Annotated in this window: 23 protein-coding genes and 1 tRNA gene; 11 read left to right on the top strand and 13 right to left on the bottom strand. The window is 40.0% G+C overall.

Annotated elements, in window-relative coordinates; translation table 11 throughout:
- Window position 1: 1 nt before the first annotated feature.
- Entirely contained in the window at window positions 2–1,417 is a 1,416-nt protein-coding gene (locus tag KIT27_03920) for a deoxyribodipyrimidine photo-lyase (GenBank protein ID MCW5588791.1), read from the top strand.
- Between the two features lie 220 nt (window positions 1,418–1,637).
- On the opposite strand, the gene KIT27_03915 is transcribed toward KIT27_03920, so the two are convergent.
- From KIT27_03915 to lolB, 8 genes are all read right to left on the bottom strand, one after another.
- Window positions 1,638–2,675, bottom strand: a complete 1,038-nt coding sequence (locus KIT27_03915; protein ID MCW5588790.1) for a pyridine nucleotide-disulfide oxidoreductase — start codon at window positions 2,673–2,675, stop codon at window positions 1,638–1,640.
- A gap of 29 nt (window positions 2,676–2,704) precedes the next feature.
- Window positions 2,705–3,796 carry a redox-regulated ATPase YchF gene (gene ychF / locus KIT27_03910; GenBank protein MCW5588789.1) on the bottom strand — a complete coding sequence of 364 codons (1,092 nt, stop codon included), beginning with the start codon at window positions 3,794–3,796 and terminating at the stop codon, window positions 2,705–2,707.
- A gap of 14 nt (window positions 3,797–3,810) precedes the next feature.
- Entirely contained in the window at window positions 3,811–4,392 is a 582-nt protein-coding gene (pth, locus tag KIT27_03905) for an aminoacyl-tRNA hydrolase (protein MCW5588788.1), read from the bottom strand.
- A gap of 8 nt (window positions 4,393–4,400) precedes the next feature.
- Complete coding sequence (locus tag KIT27_03900; GenBank protein MCW5588787.1) at window positions 4,401–5,033, bottom strand: 50S ribosomal protein L25/general stress protein Ctc; 633 nt, start codon at window positions 5,031–5,033, stop codon at window positions 4,401–4,403.
- An 80-nt stretch (window positions 5,034–5,113) separates the two neighbouring features.
- On the bottom strand, window positions 5,114–6,061 hold the full coding sequence (locus KIT27_03895) for a ribose-phosphate pyrophosphokinase (GenBank protein ID MCW5588786.1): 948 nt from the start codon (window positions 6,059–6,061) through the stop codon (window positions 5,114–5,116).
- Window positions 6,062–6,084: 23 nt separating this feature from the next.
- Window positions 6,085–6,159: transfer RNA gene (locus KIT27_03890), tRNA-Gln, on the bottom strand.
- Window positions 6,160–6,175: 16 nt separating this feature from the next.
- Window positions 6,176–7,021, bottom strand: a complete 846-nt coding sequence (ispE, locus tag KIT27_03885) for a 4-(cytidine 5'-diphospho)-2-C-methyl-D-erythritol kinase (GenBank protein MCW5588785.1) — start codon at window positions 7,019–7,021, stop codon at window positions 6,176–6,178.
- Complete coding sequence (gene lolB / locus KIT27_03880) at window positions 7,021–7,614, bottom strand: lipoprotein insertase outer membrane protein LolB (protein MCW5588784.1); 594 nt, start codon at window positions 7,612–7,614, stop codon at window positions 7,021–7,023. The genes ispE and lolB overlap by 1 nt, the downstream gene beginning before the upstream one ends.
- Window positions 7,615–7,739: 125 nt before the next feature.
- Between lolB and KIT27_03875 the strand changes: the two genes are divergently transcribed.
- From KIT27_03875 to KIT27_03845, 7 genes are all read left to right on the top strand, one after another.
- The gene (locus tag KIT27_03875; protein ID MCW5588783.1) at window positions 7,740–8,402 is read left to right on the top strand and encodes an HAD family hydrolase; all 663 of its coding nucleotides are present in this window, start codon (window positions 7,740–7,742) and stop codon (window positions 8,400–8,402) included.
- 545 nt (window positions 8,403–8,947) lie between these two features.
- Window positions 8,948–10,204 carry a glutamyl-tRNA reductase gene (gene hemA, locus KIT27_03870; protein MCW5588782.1) on the top strand — a complete coding sequence of 419 codons (1,257 nt, stop codon included), beginning with the start codon at window positions 8,948–8,950 and terminating at the stop codon, window positions 10,202–10,204.
- A gap of 10 nt (window positions 10,205–10,214) precedes the next feature.
- Window positions 10,215–11,300 (top strand): peptide chain release factor 1, encoded by a 1,086-nt coding sequence (gene prfA / locus KIT27_03865; protein MCW5588781.1) that lies wholly within the window; start codon window positions 10,215–10,217, stop codon window positions 11,298–11,300.
- The gene (gene prmC / locus KIT27_03860; GenBank protein ID MCW5588780.1) at window positions 11,297–12,136 is read left to right on the top strand and encodes a peptide chain release factor N(5)-glutamine methyltransferase; all 840 of its coding nucleotides are present in this window, start codon (window positions 11,297–11,299) and stop codon (window positions 12,134–12,136) included. The genes prfA and prmC overlap by 4 nt, the downstream gene beginning before the upstream one ends.
- A 9-nt stretch (window positions 12,137–12,145) precedes the next feature.
- Window positions 12,146–12,532, top strand: a complete 387-nt coding sequence (locus KIT27_03855; GenBank protein ID MCW5588779.1) for a hypothetical protein — start codon at window positions 12,146–12,148, stop codon at window positions 12,530–12,532.
- A 585-nt stretch (window positions 12,533–13,117) separates the two neighbouring features.
- A complete protein-coding gene (dksA, locus tag KIT27_03850; protein ID MCW5588778.1) occupies window positions 13,118–13,630 on the top strand; it encodes an RNA polymerase-binding protein DksA in 513 nt (170 codons plus the stop codon).
- Between the two features lie 3 nt (window positions 13,631–13,633).
- On the top strand, window positions 13,634–14,299 hold the full coding sequence (locus tag KIT27_03845) for a nitroreductase (protein ID MCW5588777.1): 666 nt from the start codon (window positions 13,634–13,636) through the stop codon (window positions 14,297–14,299).
- Between the two features lie 2 nt (window positions 14,300–14,301).
- Here the strand turns inward: KIT27_03845 and KIT27_03840 are convergent, their stop codons facing one another.
- The 4 genes from KIT27_03840 to maiA form a co-directional block, all read right to left on the bottom strand.
- A complete protein-coding gene (locus KIT27_03840; GenBank protein MCW5588776.1) occupies window positions 14,302–14,841 on the bottom strand; it encodes a PadR family transcriptional regulator in 540 nt (179 codons plus the stop codon).
- Window positions 14,842–15,154: 313 nt separating this feature from the next.
- On the bottom strand, window positions 15,155–15,838 hold the full coding sequence (gene queC / locus KIT27_03835) for a 7-cyano-7-deazaguanine synthase QueC (protein ID MCW5588775.1): 684 nt from the start codon (window positions 15,836–15,838) through the stop codon (window positions 15,155–15,157).
- Between the two features lie 297 nt (window positions 15,839–16,135).
- On the bottom strand, window positions 16,136–17,638 hold the full coding sequence (locus KIT27_03830) for an FAD-binding oxidoreductase (protein ID MCW5588774.1): 1,503 nt from the start codon (window positions 17,636–17,638) through the stop codon (window positions 16,136–16,138).
- Window positions 17,639–17,750: 112 nt separating this feature from the next.
- Window positions 17,751–18,416 carry a maleylacetoacetate isomerase gene (gene maiA / locus KIT27_03825; GenBank protein ID MCW5588773.1) on the bottom strand — a complete coding sequence of 222 codons (666 nt, stop codon included), beginning with the start codon at window positions 18,414–18,416 and terminating at the stop codon, window positions 17,751–17,753.
- Between the two features lie 898 nt (window positions 18,417–19,314).
- Between maiA and KIT27_03820 the strand changes: the two genes are divergently transcribed.
- The 3 genes from KIT27_03820 (at window position 19,315) to dacB (ending at window position 22,423) form a co-directional block, all read left to right on the top strand.
- A complete protein-coding gene (locus KIT27_03820; protein ID MCW5588772.1) occupies window positions 19,315–19,857 on the top strand; it encodes an ATP-binding protein in 543 nt (180 codons plus the stop codon).
- A gap of 149 nt (window positions 19,858–20,006) precedes the next feature.
- The gene (locus tag KIT27_03815; GenBank protein MCW5588771.1) at window positions 20,007–21,011 is read left to right on the top strand and encodes a response regulator; all 1,005 of its coding nucleotides are present in this window, start codon (window positions 20,007–20,009) and stop codon (window positions 21,009–21,011) included.
- Complete coding sequence (gene dacB, locus KIT27_03810; protein MCW5588770.1) at window positions 21,011–22,423, top strand: D-alanyl-D-alanine carboxypeptidase/D-alanyl-D-alanine-endopeptidase; 1,413 nt, start codon at window positions 21,011–21,013, stop codon at window positions 22,421–22,423. Before KIT27_03815 ends, dacB begins: the two co-directional genes overlap by 1 nt.
- Window positions 22,424–22,515: 92 nt before the next feature.
- On the opposite strand, the gene KIT27_03805 is transcribed toward dacB, so the two are convergent.
- Window positions 22,516–23,544, bottom strand: coding sequence for an adenosine kinase (locus KIT27_03805; protein ID MCW5588769.1), 1,029 nt, complete (start codon window positions 23,542–23,544; stop codon window positions 22,516–22,518).
- Between the last annotated feature and the right edge of the window lie 2 nt (window positions 23,545–23,546).

Genomic DNA, 23,546 nt, shown 5'->3' with positions numbered 1-23,546 from the left:
CATGCGCCCTGCGACAATCATTCATTGGTTCCGCCAAGATTTGCGTTTAGCCGATAATCCGGCGTGGGTAGCGGCAACGCAAACGAAGCTTCCCATCTTGCCCATCTATATTCTAGATGATATGAATAGTGGCGATCATGCCATGGGTGCCGCAAGTCGCTGTTGGTTACATGAATCGTTACATGCATTAAATCGATCGTTAAATAATCACTTAAGTGTGTTTCGAGGTGATCCACTCACTATTTTTTTAGAATTATTGCCAAGCTATGATGTAAAAAAAATTGTCTGGAATCGTTGTTACGAACCCTGGCAAATCGCGCGTGATAAGTTGCTTAAAAAAAAATTATTAGAATTAGATATCATAGTGGAAAGTTATAATGGTTCTTTATTATGGGAGCCTTGGGAAATTGTTAAAGCGGATGGCACACCTTATAAAGTCTTTACACCCTTTTTTCAACGAGGCTGTTTAAATGCCATTCCACCACGCAACCCTTTACCCGCCATTCAGCCACCACAAATTTTAACTGCGCCAACTGCAGCGACGACGATTGCTGATTTAAAGTTATTACCGAGTAAACAGTGGCATAAAACCCTATTATCGCACTGGCAAATTGGCGAAACTGCGGCCTATCAAAAACTCCATGAATTTTTAACGTATCGCGTGCAAAATTATAAAGAAGGGAGAGATTTTCCGGCGTTAGAAAGTGTTTCTGGATTATCTCCGCACATTCATTTCGGAGAAATTTCACCTCAACAAATTTGGTATGCAGTTAAAGCGCAAAAAACCAATGAAAATACCCAGCATTTTTTACGAGAATTGGCTTGGCGCGAATTTTCTTATTCCTTATTATATTATTTCCCAAATTTACCTACCGAAAATTGGCAAAAAAAATTTAATGATTTTCCTTGGGAAAGCGATCCTCACAAGCTTAGAGCATGGCAAAAAGGCTTAACCGGTTATCCTTTTGTCGATGCGGGAATGCGGCAATTATGGCAAACAGGATATTTGCATAATCGTGTGCGGATGGTGGTGGGATCATTTTTAGTGAAAAACTTATTACAGCCTTGGCAAGCTGGTGAACGTTGGTTTTGGGATTGTTTAGTAGATGCCGATCTTGCCAATAATAGCGCGAGTTGGCAGTGGGTCGCTGGCAGTGGTGCGGATGCTGCACCTTATTTTCGAATTTTTAATCCCGTCACTCAAGGACAAAAGTTTGATCCTAATGGTGTTTATACCCGACATTATCTTCCCGAATTAACGCATTTACCCGATCGCTATTTATTTAATCCGTGGGAAGCACCTCAGAGTGTGTTAACACAAGCTGGAATTATTCTCGGAAAAAATTATCCTTACCCCCTTGTCGATTTAAAATCTTCCCGCGAAAAAGCCTTACAAGCTTACCAAAAAATTAAGTAGCCTGGAACGGAGCGTAGCGGAGATCCAGGAACCCCCAAAGTTAAAATCCCATATCTCAACATAAAATCAAAATTATATTATATTTTTATGTTTAATATAAACGCGGAGCAGGTAGCTTGGATCGAAGTTTTAAAATTTCATCGATCCTGGATCTCCGCTACGCTCCGTTCCAGGCTACGGCTACGCTCCGTTCCAGGCTACGGCTGCGCTCTGTTCCAGCCTACGTGGAATAATTCAGCCAGATGGGAATGACTCTTTGTAAATACTCCATGAATTTCCAGAGTCCCACGCGATATTCGCTATTGCCAAATTTATCGATGCATTTCTCAGGATAAGCAATGCCAACGCCAAATAATCCTGGAGCAAGAATTCCGCACGTTTCGTGATAGCGTAATGCGGGAAAGCCTGTAATTTCAAGCTGACGCGGTTTAAAACCCACGGCATAAATCACTTTGTCACACGGTGGTAAATGCTGTTGAATAGTTTGCGGAGAAGAATAGATTCGTTGAATATTTTCAGGTAGCTTGCCATCAATATGGGTGCGTGCCCACTCGGCGGTATCGCCTTTTAATCCGGTGTTGTCGAATAAAACACTGCCATTTAAGTTTACGGCATAACGCAATGGACTTTGATAAAAATTAATAATTTTTTTAACAGCAAATTCATGCAAAATTCTCAAGGCTAAAATGGCGGAATGTGATGAACCAAATACTGCCACAGTATCTGTTTTTTGCAGTTGTTGTGATAATTGTTGCTGATTAAATAAGGTTACCAAAGAAATTTCTGGAATAGCAGGATTATCTAACGAAATCGGATCAGCCCCCAGACTTAAAATAACATTTTTTGCTAAAAGCGTGGTATTGTCTAACTGAATATGCCAAAGACGATTTTCTAGAGCTAATCTTTTGACAAACGCATAATGATGAGGAATTGTTTTTAATAATGATTGAGTAATCGCCTGTAAGGGTGGATAGGCATCTCGTAAATGACAGGTCTGTTGTGGATTTAATGAAAATAAAGAATAATTTTTATCGAGATTATTAAATTCAAAGTGACGAGCAGCTTTTAAAAAATCAATAAATAAAGATACTTTGGTATTGCTTGGCACCTCACCCCACAAACGCCCAAAATCTCCTACTTGAAAATACGGATCTATCCACAGAATTTTTTCGGGATGAATATTATGATCCAATAATTGACCTACTGCCGCGATTCCCGCAGGTCCTGCACCAACAATCGCCCATTCGTATTCTGTCATTTAAATTTATTCCCTCATGCGAGCGTAAACTAGACATTAAAGCGAAAATGAACAATATCGCCGTCTTGCATAATATAATCCTTACCTTCTAAACGCCATTTGCCAGCCTCTTTAGCACCTTGTTCGCCTTGATATTGAATAAAATCCGCATAGGCAATGACTTCGGCACGAATAAACCCTTTCTCAAAATCTGTGTGAATTTTTCCTGCTGCATTGGGAGCGGTATTACCGATATTGATAGTCCAGGCACGGACTTCTTTAACGCCCGCCGTAAAAAATGTTTGTAAATTGAGTAAACGGTAAGCCGCACGGATCACGCGATCTAAACCAGGTTCAGTTAAATTCAAATCGCTTAGAAATATTTTTTTATCTTCCTCATTCAATTCGGCAATTTCGGCCTCAATTGCCGCACATACGCTCACCACTTCAGCTTGTTCAGTTTCTGCAATGTTTTTAACGATGTCTAGATAGGGATTATTTTCAAAACCGTCTTCATTAACATTGGCAATATATAAGGTGGGTTTTGTGGTTAATAAATGTAGAGGTTTTAATAAGGCGATTTCTTCTTCATTTAATTTTAGTGAGCGTAATGGTTGTGCGTTATTTAAATGATGTTTAGCTTTTTCTAAACAAGCCTTGAGCGCTAATTGTTCTTTATTTCCACTTTTGGCATGTTTAGCCGCTTTTAATAAAGATTTTTCAATCGAATCTAAATCCGCAAGACATAATTCAGTTTGAATAATTTCAATATCACGTTTAGGATCGACATGACCACTGACGTGAATAATATCGTCATTTTCAAAACAGCGAACGACATGGGCAATCGCATCGGTTTCGCGAATATTCGCTAAAAACTGATTGCCTAAGCCTTCGCCTTTGGAAGCGCCGGCGACTAATCCTGCAATATCAACAAATTCCATACTCGTTGGAATAATTTGTTGTGGTTTGACCAGTGCGCTAATTTTTTCTAAACGCGGATCGGGTACAGCCACCACCCCCACATTAGGATCAATGGTGCAAAAGGGATAGTTAGCCGCTTCAATGCCTGCTTGAGTTAATGCATTAAATAACGTGGATTTACCGACGTTCGGTAATCCGACAATGCCACATTGAATGCCCATGATAATAGCCCTTCTTAAATTTTAGAATGTAATTGTTGCATCGCGTGTTCGTGTTTACCTTGCACGAGTAATGGAATTAAGGGTTGTGCTAAGCTCATCGCGTCATAAATTTTTTCTTCTTCTGCTTTACTGGGTCGGCTTAAGACATAATCGATACCTGAATTTTTTTGAGTGGGTTTGCCAATGCCGATCCGCAGGCGATAAAAATGTGTTGAATGAAGTAAATCAATAATGTGGCGTAAACCATTATGTCCACCATGACCCCCATTGGGTTTAAAACGAATGATGCCGGGATCTAAATCTAATTCATCATGAACCACTAAAATGGCTTCAGGAGGAATTTTATAATAATGCGCAACAGCCAATACCGCTTGACCACTTAAATTCATAAAGGTATTTGGCATTAAGAGTAAACATTCTTGTTCTGCGATGATAGTTTTTGCGAGGAGCCCAAAAAATTTTTTTTCAGCATGGAAGGTGGTATGGTATTGATGAGCTAAATTATTTAAAAACCACCAACCTACATTGTGGCGTGTTGCTTCGTATTGAGGGCCTGGATTTCCCAAGCCCACAATTAAACGTGTTGGCGCCGACACTGAGCACCTTAAGCGTTAGGATCAGAAGGGGCAGCCGCTGCATCCGTAGATTCAGCTTTTTCAGCACGTGGTTTATGAATGGTTACCACAGGTAAATCGTTACCTTGATTGAGTGCTATAAACTCAACGCCTTTAGGTAAAGTTAAATCAGATAAATGCAGAATACGATCGAGTTCGAGGTTAGAGATATCGACTTCAATATATTCTGGTAAATCTGTTGCCAGACAGATGACATCGGCACTTGAAAGCATGTGCGAGACAATTCCGCCACCTTGCTTTACACCGGGTGCTACGTCTTCACCAGTGAAGTGCAAGGGTACTTGCATGGAAATTTTTTCTGTTGCTGAAATGCGTTGAAAATCCATGTGTAAAATACGAGGTTCGCTAGGATGACGCTGCAATGCTTTGAGCACAACTTTTTCTGCTTTACCATCGACGTGTAAATGCAAAATGCTGGAATATACCGCTTCACTTTCTAAGGCCTTAACCACTTTATTGTGTTCGAGGGTAATGTTATGTGGATTTTCAGTCCCACCATAAATAATTGCCGGCACTAAATTATTTAAACGACGCAGACGGCGGCTCGCACCTTTCCCCACATCTTGCCGGCTAGTTGCATGAAATTCGAATGCCTTTGCCATAATGTTTCTCCAAAATTAAGATTAATATTACTGCCAGCGCGACCACTGACAAAGCGCGCTATTATAACACCCGCAAAAGGCTAATCAAGAAACATTTCACTGACGGATTCTTCTTCGTTTACTCGACGAATGGTTTTAGCTAGCATCGTGCTTAAAGAGAGACAACGAATTTTAGGATGTTGCAGTGCCGCTTCCGATAGAGGAATGGTATCGGTTACCACTAATTCGTCTAAAGTTGATTGGCTTAAATTTTCGAGCGCTTTCCCTGATAATACTGGATGAGTAACATAAGCGGCGACACTGGCAGCGCCATGTTTTTTTAAGGCATCAGCAGCATGACACAAGGTTCCTGCCGTATCGACAATATCGTCGACCAATAAACAATTACGTCCTGCAACATCTCCGATAATATTCATGACAACGCTTTCATTGGCACGCGGACGACGTTTATCGATAATGGCAAGTTCGGTATTGTTTAACCGTTTAGCGATGGCTCGGGCACGCACGACGCCGCCAACATCGGGTGATACCACCAGTAAATCTTGATAATTTTTTTGCTTGATATCTTCAAACATCACCGGTGTGCCGTAAACGTTATCGACTGGCATATAAAAAAAACCTTGGATTTGATCGGCGTGTAAATCAACGGTGACCATGCGACTAATGCCTACCGATGCCATTAAATCTGCCACAATTTTTGCGCTAATTGGAACACGCGCTGAACGAATGCGGCGATCTTGCCGCGCATAGCCATAATAGGGAACCACGGCAGTGATGCGAGCAGCAGACGAGCGGCGTAATGCATCGGCCAATAACACGAGTTCCATTAAATTATCATTCGTGGGAGTACAGGTGGGTTGAATAATAAAAATGTCGTGTCCACGCACATTCACTAAAATTTCTATATCGATTTCACCATCACAAAAGCGATCAACGCGTGCTTTACCAACAGGGATTTGCAAATGATTTGCAATGGCTTGAGTGAGTTGTGGGTGGGCGTTGCCACCAAATACCATCATTTCTGGCACGGTATACCTCGTTTTTTTAATGGTGGCTGGGGTGCCAGGATTCGAACCTGGGTATGCAGGGATCAAAACCCTGTGCCTTACCGCTTGGCGACACCCCAATATTGAGACTTCACATTATAATGATTTCTTGCCATAAGCAAAGTCAAAAATTGGCGAAATTTGCAAACTTTCGACGATGACCGTTTTTAATGTTGCTGGTGCTTGCTTGACAACCTGTGTTGCTAAATCCAAATCCGTTGTGTGAGCAAATACCGTTGCACCAGAACCACTTAACATTGCATTCGGAATATGCGTAGTTAACCAGGTTAGTGCTTGCGCGACTGCTGGAAAATGTTGGCATACGACCTGTTGCATGTCGTTACGACCCTGCTTCGGCAGAGCGCGTATTTTGCAAGCAGTTGAGTCACGTGTCAATGAGGGATCGCGATAAATTTTTTGAGTTGAGATTTCTACGGCGGGGATCGCCAAAACAAAATAACGATGTGGCGTGGTAAACGCCGTTAATTTTTCCCCAATGCCTTCGACCCAAGCGGTTTGCGCGAAAATGAAAAATGGTACATCAGCGCCGAGTTCTAAACCTATTTTTTGTAATTCATCATGGGTTAATTTTAATTGCCACAGTTGGTTTAAGGCCACTAATGTGGTTGCAGCATTCGAACTGCCGCCACCCATACCACCACCAATGGGAATATTTTTAGTGAGGCGAATAAAAATTCCGCCGGTGATGTGAAAGCGTTGTTTTAATAATGCCGCAGCACGATAGATTAAATTTTGCGGATTCACCAAACTTGCAACATTCGACTCCACAATAATTTCATCGCTATCCCGTTTTTCAAAGTGCAAATCGTCGCATAAATTCACTAATTGAAAAACCGATTCCAGTAGATGATAGCCATCGGGTCGTTGCCCGAGAATATGTAAAAATAAATTTAATTTTGCCGGTGATTTTAATTCGATCATTAACTCATTGCCCATTGATGAATAATGAGTTTTACCCGGACATTACCATTATTTAAATTTATGCGACTGGGTAAATCCAAGCCTTTGACATGCGTGTAAGCTAAATATTGAATCATCCATCCATCTTGTTGCAAGGTTTGCAAATGACCAAATCGATCAAACTGTTGATCACCTGGATTTAACGGGGCTGGAATACCGCGCACCCAATACACTAAATTTGAAATGGGTAAATGCCAACCCATTTGTTCCGCTAATAATACTTCGGGTGAATCGGCGCGAAATGTTCCGCGATTATCTTTTAAATAAATTGCGCCGGGTTGGCCTTGGAGTAATACCGAATTTGCCCCTAAAGGACCTGCTAATTCAATGGTAAAACGGTTGTTTTGTTGTAACCAGGCGTAATTTGCATTAAATCCTTTATTATTCGGAGCCACCACACCCAATGCACCATTAATTCGCCAGGCTGTTAGCATTTGTAATTGGGCTTCGCGGGTAGCCCAGTCCATTGGTTGCTGAGTTTTTTCGGAAGAGGCGGGAATAATCGCACAAGCACTTAAACACAATGCCAGAATTAACGCTAAACCTAAACGCATGGTAATTTTCCTTTGCTGAATTATCGAGGATATTTTATTAGAGAAACATGCAGGCACACTTTAGTCAAGTTAAATTATTGTGTTATGCTGCGCTTTTTTTATCATGGGTAAAAGGTAGTAAGATTTTGTCATTAGCAATATTTGATTTGGATGATACCTTGATTCAAGGGTCATCTGATTTTTGGTGGGAACAATTTTTAGTAGAGCGCGGTGTACTAAACGCGAACGATTACAACGAAGCTCACGCTTATTTTCAACAAGAATATCTGGCGGGGCGGTTGGATATTTTTCAGCGCCAAGCGTATTTTTTAAATTCGCTGAAAGGGGTGGAGTACTCGCACTTAATCGCTTGGCGTGATGAATTTATGCAAGAGTATTTGCCTCGTATCACTTTGAAAAAAGCGCATGATTTATTAAATTATCACCGCGAACAAAATCATACCTTGTTGATTATTACGGCCGCCAATCGATTTATTACCGAGCCCATTGCTCAGCATTATCACGTTGAACATTTAATTGCAGTAGATGCTGTGGTGAATCATCAAGGGTTCAGTGGAGAAATTATCGGTGTTCCGAGTTTTCGTGAAGGTAAAGTCACGCGCTTGCAGAAATGGTTAACGGAGTATCCGCACCTCACACTGACGAATAGCTATTTTTATTCCGATTCGATTAACGATTTACCTTTATTGGAATTAGTAACCCATCCTGTGGTAGTCGATCCGGAGGAAAAATTGGATTTAATTGCGCAGTTGCGGGAATGGAAAAAAATCAGTTTGCGAGGGGTATAATCTTCGTTTCTGGAAAAATGGGGGAGTTTTATCTTAGTGCGAAACTCCTATTGTAGTTAATTCGAACATACAATCCTACAACTTTTCTAGATAATTGCCAGTTTCTTTGTGCGAGATATCTCAAAGAAGTATCAGAAGTAGTGGGAAAAAATTTTCAGGATATCGAGTTGTTTGGCTGGCAAAATACCATAACCTACTAATATTTTATCAATATTCCTTTTTGAATGGCTTCAAGACCTATATAGGGGCGGCAAAAATTGCTCAGCAGTTGCTATTTTTATTGAAGGGAGTTTGTTAAAGTTACCTTGCCACTTCAAGGAAGGGTAAGGAAACACCTCCAGCAATGGAGAGCGATACAAGGATTGTGAGGCAAGGAAGCGATTTTGGAATAAGGATGTTCTAAAATCAATTGTAATAAAGCACTCTTGCTGTAAAAACCCGCTCACACACAGAGCGGGTTTTTTTATGAGTAATATTTTTCGTTTATTTGATCCTCATTTTTGTATACACTTGCCTCGTTATTGGCTGATTAACAGGTATCATGAATGAGTTTTTGGGTTATTGGCTTAAGTCATAAAACTGCGCCCGTGGCGATTCGCGAACGTGCTGCTATTTTGCCTCACGTTTGCCATAGCGCACTCCAGGAATTCATGTCGATCCCCACTGTCGAAGAAGCCATAATTTTATCGACCTGCAATCGCACCGAATTTTATTTTTATACAGCAGGTCATGTTACCCAAGTTATTACTTGGTTGCAGCATTATCTCCAATTACCTCATCAATTTTTAAGTACCTATTGTTATCAATATCAAGATGCAGAAGCCATCGAGCATCTGATTGCAGTGGCCAGTGGTTTAGATTCAATGGTAATGGGTGAACCGCAAGTACTAGGACAATTCAAAGAGGCCTATCAATGCGCAGTTGAGACCGGCACAGTAGGTTCGCAATTAAATCATTTAATGCAATTTATTTTCAGCGTGAGTAAACATATTCGTTCGGAAACAGATATTGGAAAACGTTCAGTGTCCGTGGCTTCTGTGGCGATGGATGTGATTAAAGAGTGGTATTCTGATCTGAGTGAACTCGAAGTCTTATTAATCGGCTCTGGAAATACGATTGCCACAACAGCCCGTTATTTTCATGATCATCAGGTAAAAGCGCTCACGATTGCTAATCGCACCACCGATCATGCGCATGTCTTGGCAAATGCGGTAAACGCACGGGTGATCAGTATTAACGAAATTCCCTGGCAAGTAAAACAGCATGATTTAATTGTCAGTGCTACTGCGTGTCCGTATCCTATTTTAACCCACGACATCATGGCAACTGTGGGTGCTACTTCTCAACGTCAACAGGTTTTAATGGATTTAGCGGTGCCGCGCGATATTGAAGAATCAGTAGCGCAATTACCCAATATCAAATTATTCTGCTTAGATGATTTACAACAACGTATCCAAGAAAATAAACTTTCTCGCGAACACGCCGCCAATATTGCCAAAGAAATTATTCAACAGCGTGTGCAAGAATATCTGGAGTGGAATCGCTCTCTAGAAACAGTGGCCACCATCCGTGCTTATCGTCAACGCTTAGAAACTCTACGCGATCGTGAGATTGAACAAGCCTTGCGTCTAATTGCGCAGGGTAAAAATTCAGAAAATATTATTCGTAATCTGGCGTATAATTTAACGAATAAATTTTTACACACTCCCACAACACGTTTGCGGGATTCGGAACAATTAGGCGAAATGAATTTACTGGCTGCCGCCAGTCATTTATTTGATTTAGACACCACCACTCATTAGTTACATTATCATGAAACCCAGTATCCAATTACGTTTAGAACAATTACTCGATCGTCATCAAGAACTCAGTGCACATTTAAGTGATGCCGAGGTTATTCAAGATCAACAGCGTTTTCGTGAACTCTCGAAAGAATACGCGCAACTTGATCCCATCGTTGATACTTTCCAACGTTATCAACGCACGCAAGTAATAATCAGCGAAAATAAATTGCTGGGAGAAGAAGCCGAGCCAGAAATTCAGCAATTAGCAGCCGAAGAATTACCTGTTTTAGAGGCCGAACTGGAAAAATTAGAAATTCAATTACAATATTTTTTATTACCCAAAGATCCTAACGATGAACGCGGGGTGTTTTTAGAAATACGTGCCGGGGCCGGTGGCGATGAAGCATCGATTTTTGTCGGCGATTTATTTCGCATGTATTCGCGTTATGCGGAAAGCCAACGTTGGCAAGTGGAAATTTTGAGTAGTAGTGCAGGTGAGCATGGTGGTTATAAAGAAATTATCGCACGCGTAGAAGGTAAAGGAGTTTATTCGCATTTAAAATTTGAATCTGGCGCGCATCGCGTGCAACGTGTGCCGGCCACGGAATCTCAAGGACGTATTCATACCTCAACTTGTACGGTGGCCGTGTTACCTGAAATTGAAGAAATCGAAGCAATTGATCTAAATCCTAAAGATCTACGAATTGATACGTATCGTGCTTCGGGTGCAGGCGGTCAGCACGTTAATAAAACAGACTCCGCCATTCGCATCACTCATTTACCCACTGGAATTGTGGTAGAGTGCCAAGACGAACGCTCTCAACACAAAAACCGTGCGCGAGCGATGTCTTTGTTACAAGCGAAATTACTCAATCAAGAACAAACGAAGCAACGCCAAGAGCAAGCAGAAAAACGCCGCGATTTAGTGGGCACTGGCGATCGTTCAGAACGCATTCGAACCTATAATTATCCGCAAGGTCGCGTGACTGATCATCGCATTAATTTAACCTTATACAAATTACCTGCAATTGTTGAAGGCGATTTAGATGCGATTATTGAACCCTTAATGCACGAACATCAAGCTGATTTACTGGCTGAATTTGATAACGAATGAGTAACACCATCCAAATCCTATTAACTAAACTTACGCAACAATTTTTAGCCATCTCAACCTCACCCCAACTCGATGCCGAATTGTTACTGAGTGCAGCTTGTCAAAGTGATCGGCTTTTTTTATATCGTTCACCTGAATATGAATTAACGGCGTTGCAATATGAAATGTTGATGCGATTAGCAACACAACGTAGTCAGGGTATACCTATTGCTTATTTATTAAAAAAACAAGAATTTTGGTCAATGCCATTGATGGTTAACCCTCAGGTACTCATTCCTCGCGCCGATACAGAAGTTTTAGTAGAAACAGTATTAGCAACCTTAGAAAAAAATCAAGCGCTCACCCTCTTAGATGCGGGGACAGGCAGTGGTGCTATAGCCCTCAGTTTAGCAAAAGAATGTAAAGAATGGACGGTTTTCGCCAGCGATAAATATCGTGCGGCCATCAACATTGCGAAATTCAATGCCACACAGCAAGCATTATCCAATAGTTATTTTTTGGCGATGGATTGGTTAACCGCATTGGCTTTGAATTCATTGGATGCTTTAATCAGTAATCCTCCTTATATCGCTGCTGATGATCCTCATTTAGCCCAATTAACGCATGAGCCTTTGCAAGCTTTAGTCGCTGAAAATCATGGGTATGCCGATTTAATCACTTTAATCAATAGCGCAAAATATTATTTAAAAAACTCCGCTTGGATATTTCTCGAACATGGCTATAATCAAGCACAACAGGTATATGAGTTATTAAAGGCAGCAGGTTATCAACACATTCAACAGCAAGTTGATTTGCAAGGTATCGTGCGAGTTACTTATGGGCAATGGCTAGGATAAATTATTGCAATGAAAGAACAATCACGCACTGTTCAATTACCGCGTCATCTCGTGCAAGCAATATTTACTGATATTCAAACTCGGGCTAATGCCTATGGTTATCTGACTGTTGCCAATCATCATTGGCAACGCGTGATGCCACTCGCAATCCCTTCATTAGAAAAAATTACCCGAGAATTATGGCTTAATACACTGGCACCCGAAGAAAAAACACGAGCAATTTATTTTGCTAGGCAACATCACGAAACACTTTCTCCCAACCTCATCTCGCAGTTATTGGCGCTGGACTTAAGCTATATTTTTATGGTCGATGTTTCTATGCGAGGTGTGTTAGAGCTGTATGGATTTGAATTAGCTACCCAAGAATGGTGTGCTTGTTCCTTAGTCGAAGAATGAAATTTTGCCCGCAATTTTTTTTCTAAGCAAAATGGTGCAAATTAAATGATTTTAGTATAAATTAGCTTTTTATCAATCAGGACTGTAATGATTACGTCTTAACCTGGTGGGAGAAACCAAATGCCTGCGAAACCAAAATCCGCAACGAAAACTAAGACGAATAAAAAAACTGCAAGCGTAAAAGCCAAAAAAGCCACTCCAACCGTTAAAAAAACGGCTGCTAAAAAAGTGGTAAGCAAGAAAACCACGGCAAGCGCAAAAAAAACCGTTAAGAAAGCCACGGCGCCAAAAAAATCGACAGTTACTAAAAAAGCAACTTCGTCAAAAGTAACCAAAGTAGCTGCAAAAAAATCCGCTAAACCTGCTGTGAAAAAAACAACGCCATCAACGGCTAAAGCCGCGACAACTCAGTCGACAAAAGTCGCTGCCAAAGCAAAAGCAAAACCAACCCCTGTTACTGCAAAAAAGGCGCCCGCAAAAAAAGCGCCAGCAAAAAAAGTAGTCACCACCGTTACGAGTAAAAAAGCAGCCGTAAAACCTGCTAAACCTCAGGCGGTGACCACCAAAGCTGCTGCGGTAACAACGATGAAAAAAGGGAAAAGTCCATTGAAAAACGAAACTCAAGCACATGATGAAAAAGTCAATAATGTTACTAATCTTTCTACCTCAGCGCGTGGCTCGGCGGTAGGACCCATTGATTTTGATCCTTATCCGTTACAGGACGGGGAAGAATATATGAACGAAGCGCAATTATTGCATTTTCAAAATATTTTACGCCGTTGGAAACAAGAACTTTTAGAAGAAGTCGATCGCACTGTGCTGCATTTGAAAGACGATGCTGCCAATTATCCCGATCCTAACGATCGCGCTACCCAAGAAGAAGAGTTTAGTCTCGAATTGCGTACGCGCGATCGCGAACGTAAACTCATCAAAAAAATTGATGAGACGCTCGGTTTAATTGAGCGTGAAGAATATGGTTATTGCGAAATGTGTGGAGTAGAAATTGGTATTCGCCGTTTAGAAGCGCGTCCTACTGCTACATTATGTATTGATTGTAAAACCCTAGAAGAAATTCGCGAAAAGCAATTAGCGAGTTAAGCGATGAATATTCTTGAAGCCATAAAAGGGCGCGCCTCATGTCGCGCCTTTTTAGCAAAGCCTGTTGATCGAGAAATTATTCACGCCATTTTGGAGGCTGCGCGTTTTGCACCTTCAGGTACGAATACTCAACCTTGGCAAGTAGCGGTTGTAACCGAGGGCGCTTTGCAGCGAGTGAGTGCCGCCATCTTGCAAGCGCATCAACAGCAAACCATGAACCCCGATTATCAATATTATCCTCGTGAATGGTTCGACCCTTACAAATCGCGACGTTTTGCTTGCGGAATGGCGCTGTATGGCGCGCTTAATATCCAACGTGACGATAAACTGCGTCGTCAACAAGTTTGGGAATTAAACTATCAATTTTTTGGTGCGCCCGTCGGATTATTTATTTTTATCGATAAACGTTTAGCCACCGGATCGTTTATGGATACTGGCATGTTTATTCAAACGATTATGTTAGCCGCGCGAGAATTTGGTTTGGAAACGTGTCCGCAAGCGGCATTGGCTGAATATCCAGATGTTGTTCGTCAACAATTGCAATTAGACGATAACACGATTATTTTATGTGGAATGGCGTTGGGATATCCTGATCGTGCGCATGCTATTAATCAATATCGTACCCAACGCGAAGAAGTTGATCATTTCACGCTCTGGTATAGCGAATAATTTTATTGTAATAACGCTAATGATTCTTCACACCATTTTAAGCGCGCTTCAAATTGTGCTTCACTGGCATTTAAGGTAATTAACCAATAGGTTAATTCGCTTTGATTATTTTGTTCCTTTTGGGCTTGTTGTTTAATGGCATGTAAACGTCTTAATAACTGTTGTAATCGCTCACGTTCTTGTAAAAGATGTTGAGTATTTAAATTTTGCTGAGCATGATGCCCAAAAAATAATTTTAATAACAACTCGTCACGTTGCGGGCTGATCTCGCTGTGCGTGGATAACCAATGGTGTAATTCTGCTTTGCCAAATTCAGTAATGGTATACACTTTACGTTGACGTTTACCACTGGATTGATCTAATTCGCAGGTGACCATTTTTTCTGTGATTAGTTGATTTAAAATGGGATAGAGCTGGCCATTACTTTCAGACCAAAAAAAACTATTGTATTTTTCGATCATTTTTTTTATGTCATAACCAGACATCGGCTGATGGGATAGTAATCCTAAAATTGCATAACGCGTTTTATTGACACGTGCCATGGATACAACCTTATTTTTTTTTATGAAGTCTTTAGAATAAAGCGATTATCAGTAACTGTCAAAAATTTAAGCATGTATTATTAAAAAAAACCGTGTTATTTTTAATTTAAAGCATAAATTTTACTAAACGCTCGCTTGTTTTTGAGTGAATTAAAAAAAACTAAAAAATAAAATGGAAAACCAATAGGTTTTCTAGAGTGTTGTTAACGCTAACTTATTTTTATTTTCAATTACGATTTTGCAGGAAAAAAATTTTATTTCTCTGGTAATGACTCCAAAAAAAGTACTTGTAGTCAGTTTTAATGACAGGATCTCATTCATCAATGTATCGCGTGGGATCGGGTTGATTGGCTTGTTGAAATCCATTGCGGCGTAGTACGCAAGAATCGCAACGACCACAGGCGCGTCCCTGATCATCCGCACGATAACAACTGACAGTTAAACTATAATCTACTTGATGTTGTAAACCTAATAAAATAGTTTGTGCTTTTGTGAGATGAATTAATGGGGTGTGAATCGTTAGTTTATTTCCTTCGATAGCATTTTTTGTGGCAAGGTTTGCCATGTTTTGCACGGCTGCAATATATTCAGGGCGACAATCGGGATAGCCAGAATAATCGATAGCGCTCACTCCAATAAAAATATCATTCGCGCCAATAACTTCTGCATAAGCCAGCGCAATACTAAAAAAAATGGTGTTGCGAGCGGGAACATAAGTGTTGGGAATGGTTTGACTGCCGCTAAAATCCTCTACCTTGATGGTTTGATCGGTTAAGGCTGAGCCGCCAAATTGTCCTAAATCTAATTTGAATACGCGATGTTCATTAATTTTATAAGCGGCCGCAATACGTTCTGCTGCAAGAAATTCACTGCGATGGCGCTGATTATAATCAAAGGTTAAGGTATAACAATCAAAACCCTGATGATTTGCTAGAGCTAAGCACGTTGTGGAATCAAGACCACCAGAAAAAATAATTACCGCTTTTTTATTTATCATGGTTTTACCTCAATCAAAGAGTTTAAACAGGCGCTTAGACTAAGGTGTTTACAGCAAAAATGCAAAAATTCTATAACACTTTCTAATGAATATATGGGATAACAAGATTGGAGACTTTGAACAGGCTCTTAATCAGGAGTTTCGCACTGGTGCGAAACTCCTGTTAATGATGAGTAGCCTTTCAAGATGCTTATCGCATCTTGAAAGGCCCTAGATATATGATGACTGAGATCTTTCATGAAAACCAAAATATCAACTCGCTCGGGATTTGGCATCCCAAGAGAGCAAGAACTGTTTTTAGCACACCGCAGGTTCTTCAGCAGTGGATAAGTCTAAGGCTTGATTGAAATGATAGCGAGGATATTCCTGCTTAATTTCTTGCAAATATTGACGAAAATCATGCAGGCTTTGCGAATAATGATCATCAAACATTAATAGAAGATCGCCCGGAATAAAAATATCATCATCACCAATCGCTTGATATAAACGTGTAATTTTATCGCGGATCATCGAGTGAAACATTTCATACCATCCTACTTTTGGTAATTGCGTGTCATGTTCGAAAGCACCGCTCATGTAATGTTTGACTGCGTTATTAATTACCTCTTGTTGGCTCATCGGCATAATCGGAGGACGTTCGCAGGGAAAGGGATTATTAAATAATTCTTGTTGAGTTAATGCGAGTTGCGCAATATACCCAGCAATTAAAGGTGATAATAAAATACCGTCGCGATACGTTCCAGAGGCTAATATTAAATTTTCCATGCTGGTGGCGCCAAAAGTTGGAAACGTATCAAAAGGAACAGGACGATTGCCGACTTGAATTTTCACAATCTGACTTAAATGATAATCCTGATTAATTTGTTGGAGTAGACATTGTAATAAGAAATGTAATTGCGCGGGTTTGGGTAAAAACGCCGGGCAACTGGCAACATTATTGGTACTGCCTAAATATAACAAAGTATCACTGCGCGGTACCACATGCAGTCCACAAGCAAATGATCGGTTAGGCGTGCGGATCACGTGTTGAATATCGACTTTGGGTAATGATAATAATAATGAAATTCCTACACCGTAAAATAAACGTGGCACTCGTGATTTTAATACAGGAATTTGATCGATTAATGTTTGAGTAAATGCACCCGCCGCAAAAATATATTGATTACCGCTATAACGATTACCTTGAAAATCTTCTACCGCAGTGATCTGATAATGTTGATGATGAACTTTAGCGATTTTTTGATTGAAATAATGAATGTTAGGATGTTGGCTAATAATTGTGTGTAAATTATTCATTAACTCATGCGCATCGATCGAATTTTCATTGGGGAGATAAACTGCATTAAAAGGTCGGCTATCAGTAACCGGATTTATTCCCGGGATCGCATCAGCTTTCATAGTTTGATAAGGTTCTCGATACTGATTTAGTAGTTGGATCATCGCATCGTAATTGTCGTTATCGAGTAAACCTGATTTAGCATTTAGCATTACAAACGTACCATGGCGTACGGTTTGAGGCTGAGCTAAATGATGGTTGAGACGATCGAGCCATTTTCCCCAGAGACGTTGGGCTTGTAAGGAAAGTTGAAATTTTTCATGTTGTGGGCGATAGCGCGTACACAGCGCGCTGACTTCACCAAAACATCCGAGCATAGCACCCGCAGCTTGCGTGGCGGAGCCTTCGTAATTGTCGGGGCCAATCATCGCAATGTGCAAATTCGAGTTTTGCGAAATTAATTCAAACGCAATCGAATGTGCGATAACGCCATTTCCCACGATAATAAAGTCAAAATGATTCATCTTAGCCATCCTTTAAAGATAAATTGGCTAACATGGTTTGGCAATCTGTTGCAGACTCTTGGGGATGTAGTCTTGCCAACAGTATACCCAAAATTTGTGCTTAAGCGAAAGCTTAATCCGATTTTTTTTCGGGGGATTCGTAATCCGGTTGCGACTCGGGTTGTGCCAGGATAAATGGTTCTAAAGATAAACAATGTTGATAAATGGCTTGAATGCGTGGATAGGGGGTCATGTCCACCTTAAATCGCTCGGCATTGTACACTTGAGGAATGAGGCAAATATCGGCAACCGTGGGTTCATCGCCATAGCAACAGTATCCAGCAGGGTGTTTGTTCAATAGTGTTTCTAAACTGCTGAAACCAAGCTCAATCCAATGGTGATACCAGGTATTTTTTTGTGCTGGGGATAAGGTTAATTCTTCACTGAGATAATTTAATACACGAAGATTATTTAAAGGATGAATATCGCAGGCAATAAGCTGGCTATAATTGCGCACGAGGGCGCGTGCAGCAGGAGTGTTGGGGTAGAGTGAAGGTTTAGGATAGCATTCTTCTAAATATTCAATAATCGCAAGCGATTGACTAATCACAGTACCTTCATCCACCAGCGTTGGGATCAAGGCCTGCGGATTTAACTCGATAAACGCCTGAGTATGTTGCTGGCCGCCGTTTTTAGTCAAATGAATGCACCGCAATTCATACGGAATTTTTTTCAACTCGAGCGAAATTCGCACACGATAACTAGCACTTGAGCGATAGTAACTATAGAGTTTTAACATAGCCAAGCCCCTCTCTTTTCCGCTTTAATAGCAGTTTAAATGGTTGATTTTAGTGACGTAATTAAGAATCAGGAAAACATAAGCGGTGAGAATGATAACAAAATTATTGCAAATGAGCGCAAAATTTTTGTGCCTACTAGATAAGCGTACAGAAGAGTTTGGTGCGCAAATGGTTACGTTTGGCATCTTTGGCGTAATTAATTATCCCTTGTTTTACATTTTATGGCCTCATCTGGCACCGCATGACTACACTAATTTTCTAATTCGCATTGTGGCAGCCTTGGTTTGCGTGCCTTTAATTTTTAAAGATTATTGGCCTCTTGCTCTCAAGCGTTATCAATCTTTGTATTGGTACTTGGTATTATTGTACTGTTTACCTTTTTTCATAACATTTATGCTCCTAAAAAATTTCACGTCAGCCACTTGGCTTACGAATGTTATGGTGGGTTTATTTATTTTAATCATGTTGGTTGATTGGGTAAGCGCCATTGTATTACTCGCAATAGGCGTGATCCTAGGCGTTTTTGCCTATCATCTTACGCAAAATCCTCATTTTTATTCTTGGGATGATTATATCGGACCAGTGTCGAGTTATTTATTTGCTATTTTAATCGGGGTTATTTTTTCGCGAAATAAAGAAAAACTACAGCGCGAAAAATTACAAGCGATGTCCGCTTTAGGCAGTCGAGTTGCGCATGAGTTAAGAACACCGTTATTAGCAATTAAAGCAAATTCTGTTGGCGGAGCGCGCTATTTGCCTAAATTATATCAAGGGTATTTAAAAGCAAAAGAAGCACAGCTCATTGTGCCTGAGATACGTGAAGATCGTTTGCAATTATTAGATGGCTTGTTGAATAACATTACCGATGAAGTGAATTATGCAAACACGATTATCGATATGCTCCTAGTGAATGTGCAAAGTCGTCACCCTACACGTGTTGACACAAACACTGAAAATTCTATTCAAGATTGCTTACAAGAAGCCTTAAGGCGTTTTCCATTTGTGAGCGAAGCGGAACGTAAGAAAGTGGTTTTGCGAACAGATTACGATTTTAACTTTAATGGCTCTAGAATTTTATTTGTTCACGTTATTTTTAATTTATTAAAAAATGCTATTTATTTCCTTACCAAAGCAGGTAAGGGTGAAATCTTGATTTGGGCACAAGCAGGCAAACGCGCCGATGAACTACATTTTAAAGATACTTCCGTTGGAATTGCACCGGAAGAATTATCGAAACTTTTTAGTTTATTTTATTCAACTACACCCAATGGTACTGGCATCGGTTTATCCTTTTGTAAAACCGCCATGCATTCTTTGGGCGGAGGTATTCAATGTCGTTCAGAGTTAGGAGAATATACTGAGTTTATTTTATCGTTTCCACGTAAAACTCGCGATCTTAACTTAGGGCGAATTGAAAATTATCAGCCACAGCAGGTGTAAAGTTTTTAAAAATAATTCTTCTTGATTTATTTTTAGAATAAGCTTGCAATAGCAATAAACTCGGTTTATGGTAACTCAGTTTAGATGCGGCGATAATGAAAATAACGTTCGATTATTTACATTTAATTTATAAAAGGGATTGTAACTCTATGAAAAACACCTATATACCAGCTTGTTATTTTCCGTCAACCATTGTCTTTGTTGATGATAACCAAGGATATTTAAACAGCTTAAGCTTAATCTTGGAAGATAATTTATCCTATAGCATGTTTGAATCGCCCAAGTTGGCATTGGCGGCTATTCAAGCGCGCCAAGGTTCTAGTCATATTGCAGAAAAAGTATTAAAACGCGATGAAACGGAATTTGATTGCCCAATCAGCGGACATACTTTGCATTTAAATTTAAATGCCATTTACCAAGAGGTCTATAATCCTAAACGTTTTGCTGAAATTTCGGTAGTGGTTGCTGACTATGCCATGCCACAAATGAATGGTTTGGAGTATTTCAAAGAAATTCATCATTTACCGGTGCAAAAAATCATGCTAACCGGGCAAGCAGATGAATCGATTGCTGTCCAAGCCTTTAACGATGGCATTATCGATAAATTTATTTTGAAAAGTCATCCAGAAGTTGGCGAGTTATTAAATCACACGATTAGTGAATTACAATATAAATATTTCCAACTTTTCACGGAAAGTGTCGTGAATTCATTAACAGCAGAAGCGGCGTGCTGCTTAAACGATCCGTTCTTTGCCGAATTTTTTCAACGTATCATCCGCGATCGTAAAATCGTTGAATATTATCTCGCTCAAGCACCTGGTACTTTTTTATTATTAGACTCTCAAGGCCATGTTTCTTGGTTAATTGTAAAAACTGCTGCCGATCTACAAATGTATAAAGAATTAGCCACGGAATACAGTGCACCGAGCAGCGTTATCGAAGATTTAAATCATGCCCGTAAATTCCCTCATTTTTGGAATCCACGCCATTTTTATAATGTGACAGGTCATGCCTGGGAAACTTTTATGATCGATGCCACTAAATTGCAAGGTCAAAAACAAGATTATTATTACGCGATTGTAAACGATCAACCGGCAAGCGATGTCGATCCTAGCCGCATCACTTCTTACGCCGAATTTTTAACGAACTATTAATGGCGTGGTGGCAAAAATCGCTCTGCCAATTGCTATTTTGGCTGGGAGCAGGAATTAATATCGTACAGGCATCACCGCAACAAACGGTTGCTGAAATAGTGGATCACTATCAGCAACCGTTTTTAGGTGTTGTTGTTCAAGATATTACTTCAAAACAAACGTTGGTTAATTTGAATGGCTTTCATTTATTTCAACCTGCCAGTAATTTAAAAATTTTAACCGCTACAGCGGCATTAATCAGCCTTGGCGATCACTATCGATTCCATACTCAATTATTATCCAGTATTGCTATTAATGCTCAGAGTCTTAAGCAGTCTGTTTTTAGCGGTGACATTATTTTAAAATTCGATGGCGATCCGTCGTTAACTCGCGAAAATATTTATCAACTCTTGGTTGAATTAAAAAATCATACTATTCAAGGTAATTTTTATATTCAGACCGATCGTTTTGGCTCAAAGGGCTATGGTCCCGGTTGGATGTGGGATGATGAAAACAGTTGCTTTTCTGCTCCTGTTTCTAGTGTGATTATCGATCGAAATTGTTTTCCACTCACGTTAAAAGCTGGCGTAAACGCACCTACCATTAATGAATTTCGTTATCAATCGTATTTTAAATTTAGTAATCAGGTACAAATGGTTTCCACTCACGATGCGCTCTGTCCTTTGGATCTATCAGCAACCCGCAATAATGAATATACTCTTAGCGGTTGTATGTCTCCAAAGCCCAACGAAATGGGTTTAGATATCGCGATAAAAAATCCTGCATTATTTGCAACCCAATTGGTGCGTGATGATTTAATTAAATTACATATTAATTTAACTGGAAAAATCATTAATCAATCTGTTAATCGCCCACTCTATTTATTCAAAGAACATGATTCTGCGCCATTAATGGATTTAATTACCACAATGCTAAAAAAGTCCGATAATTTATACGCCGATAGTTTATTAAAAACCTTAGGGGCAAATTATTTTCATACCTCGGGTACTTGGGAAAATGGCGTGCTTGCAGTTAAGAAAATCTTAAGCAAAAATATCGGCTTGGATTTCAAACACATTGCAATGTATGATGGCGCAGGTGGTTCACGTTACGATTTAATTTCGCCCGCCGATTTAATTCGAGTATTGGAATTTGCTTATCATAATTTAAATCAACATAATGAATTTATCGATGCCTTACCCATCAGTGGCATGGATGGCACTTTGCGAGGGCGCATGCAATCTCCCGAAATTCGTTCGCGGGTAAAGGCCAAAACCGGAACGATGAAAGGGGTGTCAAATTTATCGGGTTATGTTTTCACTCACAATAATCATGTCTTAGTATTTTCTATTATGATTAATAATTTTGTCGGTAAAACTGCTCCCATGCGTGCGCTGGAAGATCGTTTATGTCGCTTAATGGTACAGTGGTAACAGTATCAATTTTGAAAATGACTTACTAACAAACTCCCCAGCGTTTGACAGCAGGAGAGCAATGATTATTTCCGCTGAAAAGATATATCATTTTAGCTGTTGATGTTGGCACTGCCATGATAGCGATATTTATTCATGTGTTGTTGTAAATTTTGAATTTCTTCAGCATTTAAGCGGGGTCCAAATTTCATGACGACTTTACTTGCCGCAAGCGAGGCAATATCACCGGCTTGTTCACAAGTAAAACCACTATTTATCGCATATAAAAATGCTCCCGCATACACATCGCCAGCGCCGGTGGTATCGATAGGGGTTGTTTGATAAGCAGCCACCTCAATAAATGCTTGACCATCAAAAACAATCGATCCTTTATAACTATTGGTGATGACAAATTGCTGCGAAAAATCCAGTAAGACTTTTTTAGCAAGATCAATCGAGGATTGATGAGTAAAAATCATGGCTTCATCGGCATTACAAAATAATAAATCCACACCAATTTCAAATAATTGATTAAATTGATCGCGAAAATAACGACACATATTAGGATCGGATAAGGTTAAGGCAATGCGAGTATGATGCTGTTTAGCAATTAATGCCGCTTCAATGACGGCTTCCCAAGCACTGGGTGAAGCCGTTAAATATCCTTCGATATATAAATAATTGGCATTTTTAATGGCGTCTCTATTTAAATCTTCTCGAGAGAATTGTTCGGTAATTCCAAGAAAAGTACTCATGCTGCGTTCAGCATCGGGAGTAATTAATGCTAAACATTTTCCAGTCACGCCTTTGGGTCGAGTATGATCTTGCCAATTGTGATGGACACCTTTTTCTTGTAAATCTTGAATATAAAAATTACCCGCATCATCATTGGCCACGCGGCAAGAATAAAAAACTCGATTGCCTAATTGTTGAATTAATACTGCAGTGTTGGCAGCTGAGCCTCCACAAGCTTTAACATGCTTAATCCCATCTAATTCTTCTAACAAATAGCGCTCGCGATCGCTATCGATTAATGTCATCACGCCTTTTTCAATTTGCGCGCGCTCTAAGGTGAGATCGGTAATTTCAAATTCTAAATCGAGTAGAGCATTACCTAATACACAAGCATCATATTGATTCATGA

This window comes from Legionellales bacterium, from assembly GCA_026125385.1.
Lineage (GTDB): Bacteria > Pseudomonadota > Gammaproteobacteria > JAHCLG01 > JAHCLG01 > JAHCLG01.
Note: the sequence above shows the minus strand (reverse complement) of the source record. Positions and strands in the feature narration are given on the sequence as shown.

Coding starts and splice junctions, on each gene's coding strand:
- KIT27_03920 (MCW5588791.1), top strand. CDS start 2: ATGCGCCCTGCGACAATCATTCATTGGTTCCGCCAAGATTTGCGTTTA.
- KIT27_03915 (MCW5588790.1), bottom strand. CDS start 2,675: ATGACAGAATACGAATGGGCGATTGTTGGTGCAGGACCTGCGGGAATC.
- ychF (MCW5588789.1), bottom strand. CDS start 3,796: ATGGGCATTCAATGTGGCATTGTCGGATTACCGAACGTCGGTAAATCC.
- KIT27_03900 (MCW5588787.1), bottom strand. CDS start 5,033: ATGGCAAAGGCATTCGAATTTCATGCAACTAGCCGGCAAGATGTGGGG.
- ispE (MCW5588785.1), bottom strand. CDS start 7,021: ATGATCGAATTAAAATCACCGGCAAAATTAAATTTATTTTTACATATT.
- lolB (MCW5588784.1), bottom strand. CDS start 7,614: ATGCGTTTAGGTTTAGCGTTAATTCTGGCATTGTGTTTAAGTGCTTGT.
- hemA (MCW5588782.1), top strand. CDS start 8,948: ATGAGTTTTTGGGTTATTGGCTTAAGTCATAAAACTGCGCCCGTGGCG.
- prfA (MCW5588781.1), top strand. CDS start 10,215: ATGAAACCCAGTATCCAATTACGTTTAGAACAATTACTCGATCGTCAT.
- prmC (MCW5588780.1), top strand. CDS start 11,297: ATGAGTAACACCATCCAAATCCTATTAACTAAACTTACGCAACAATTT.
- KIT27_03855 (MCW5588779.1), top strand. CDS start 12,146: ATGAAAGAACAATCACGCACTGTTCAATTACCGCGTCATCTCGTGCAA.
- dksA (MCW5588778.1), top strand. CDS start 13,118: ATGAAAAAAGGGAAAAGTCCATTGAAAAACGAAACTCAAGCACATGAT.
- KIT27_03845 (MCW5588777.1), top strand. CDS start 13,634: ATGAATATTCTTGAAGCCATAAAAGGGCGCGCCTCATGTCGCGCCTTT.
- KIT27_03840 (MCW5588776.1), bottom strand. CDS start 14,841: ATGGCACGTGTCAATAAAACGCGTTATGCAATTTTAGGATTACTATCC.
- queC (MCW5588775.1), bottom strand. CDS start 15,838: ATGATAAATAAAAAAGCGGTAATTATTTTTTCTGGTGGTCTTGATTCC.
- KIT27_03830 (MCW5588774.1), bottom strand. CDS start 17,638: ATGAATCATTTTGACTTTATTATCGTGGGAAATGGCGTTATCGCACAT.
- maiA (MCW5588773.1), bottom strand. CDS start 18,416: ATGTTAAAACTCTATAGTTACTATCGCTCAAGTGCTAGTTATCGTGTG.
- KIT27_03820 (MCW5588772.1), top strand. CDS start 19,315: ATGCTCCTAGTGAATGTGCAAAGTCGTCACCCTACACGTGTTGACACA.
- KIT27_03815 (MCW5588771.1), top strand. CDS start 20,007: ATGAAAAACACCTATATACCAGCTTGTTATTTTCCGTCAACCATTGTC.
- dacB (MCW5588770.1), top strand. CDS start 21,011: ATGGCGTGGTGGCAAAAATCGCTCTGCCAATTGCTATTTTGGCTGGGA.
- KIT27_03805 (MCW5588769.1), bottom strand. CDS start 23,544: ATGAATCAATATGATGCTTGTGTATTAGGTAATGCTCTACTCGATTTA.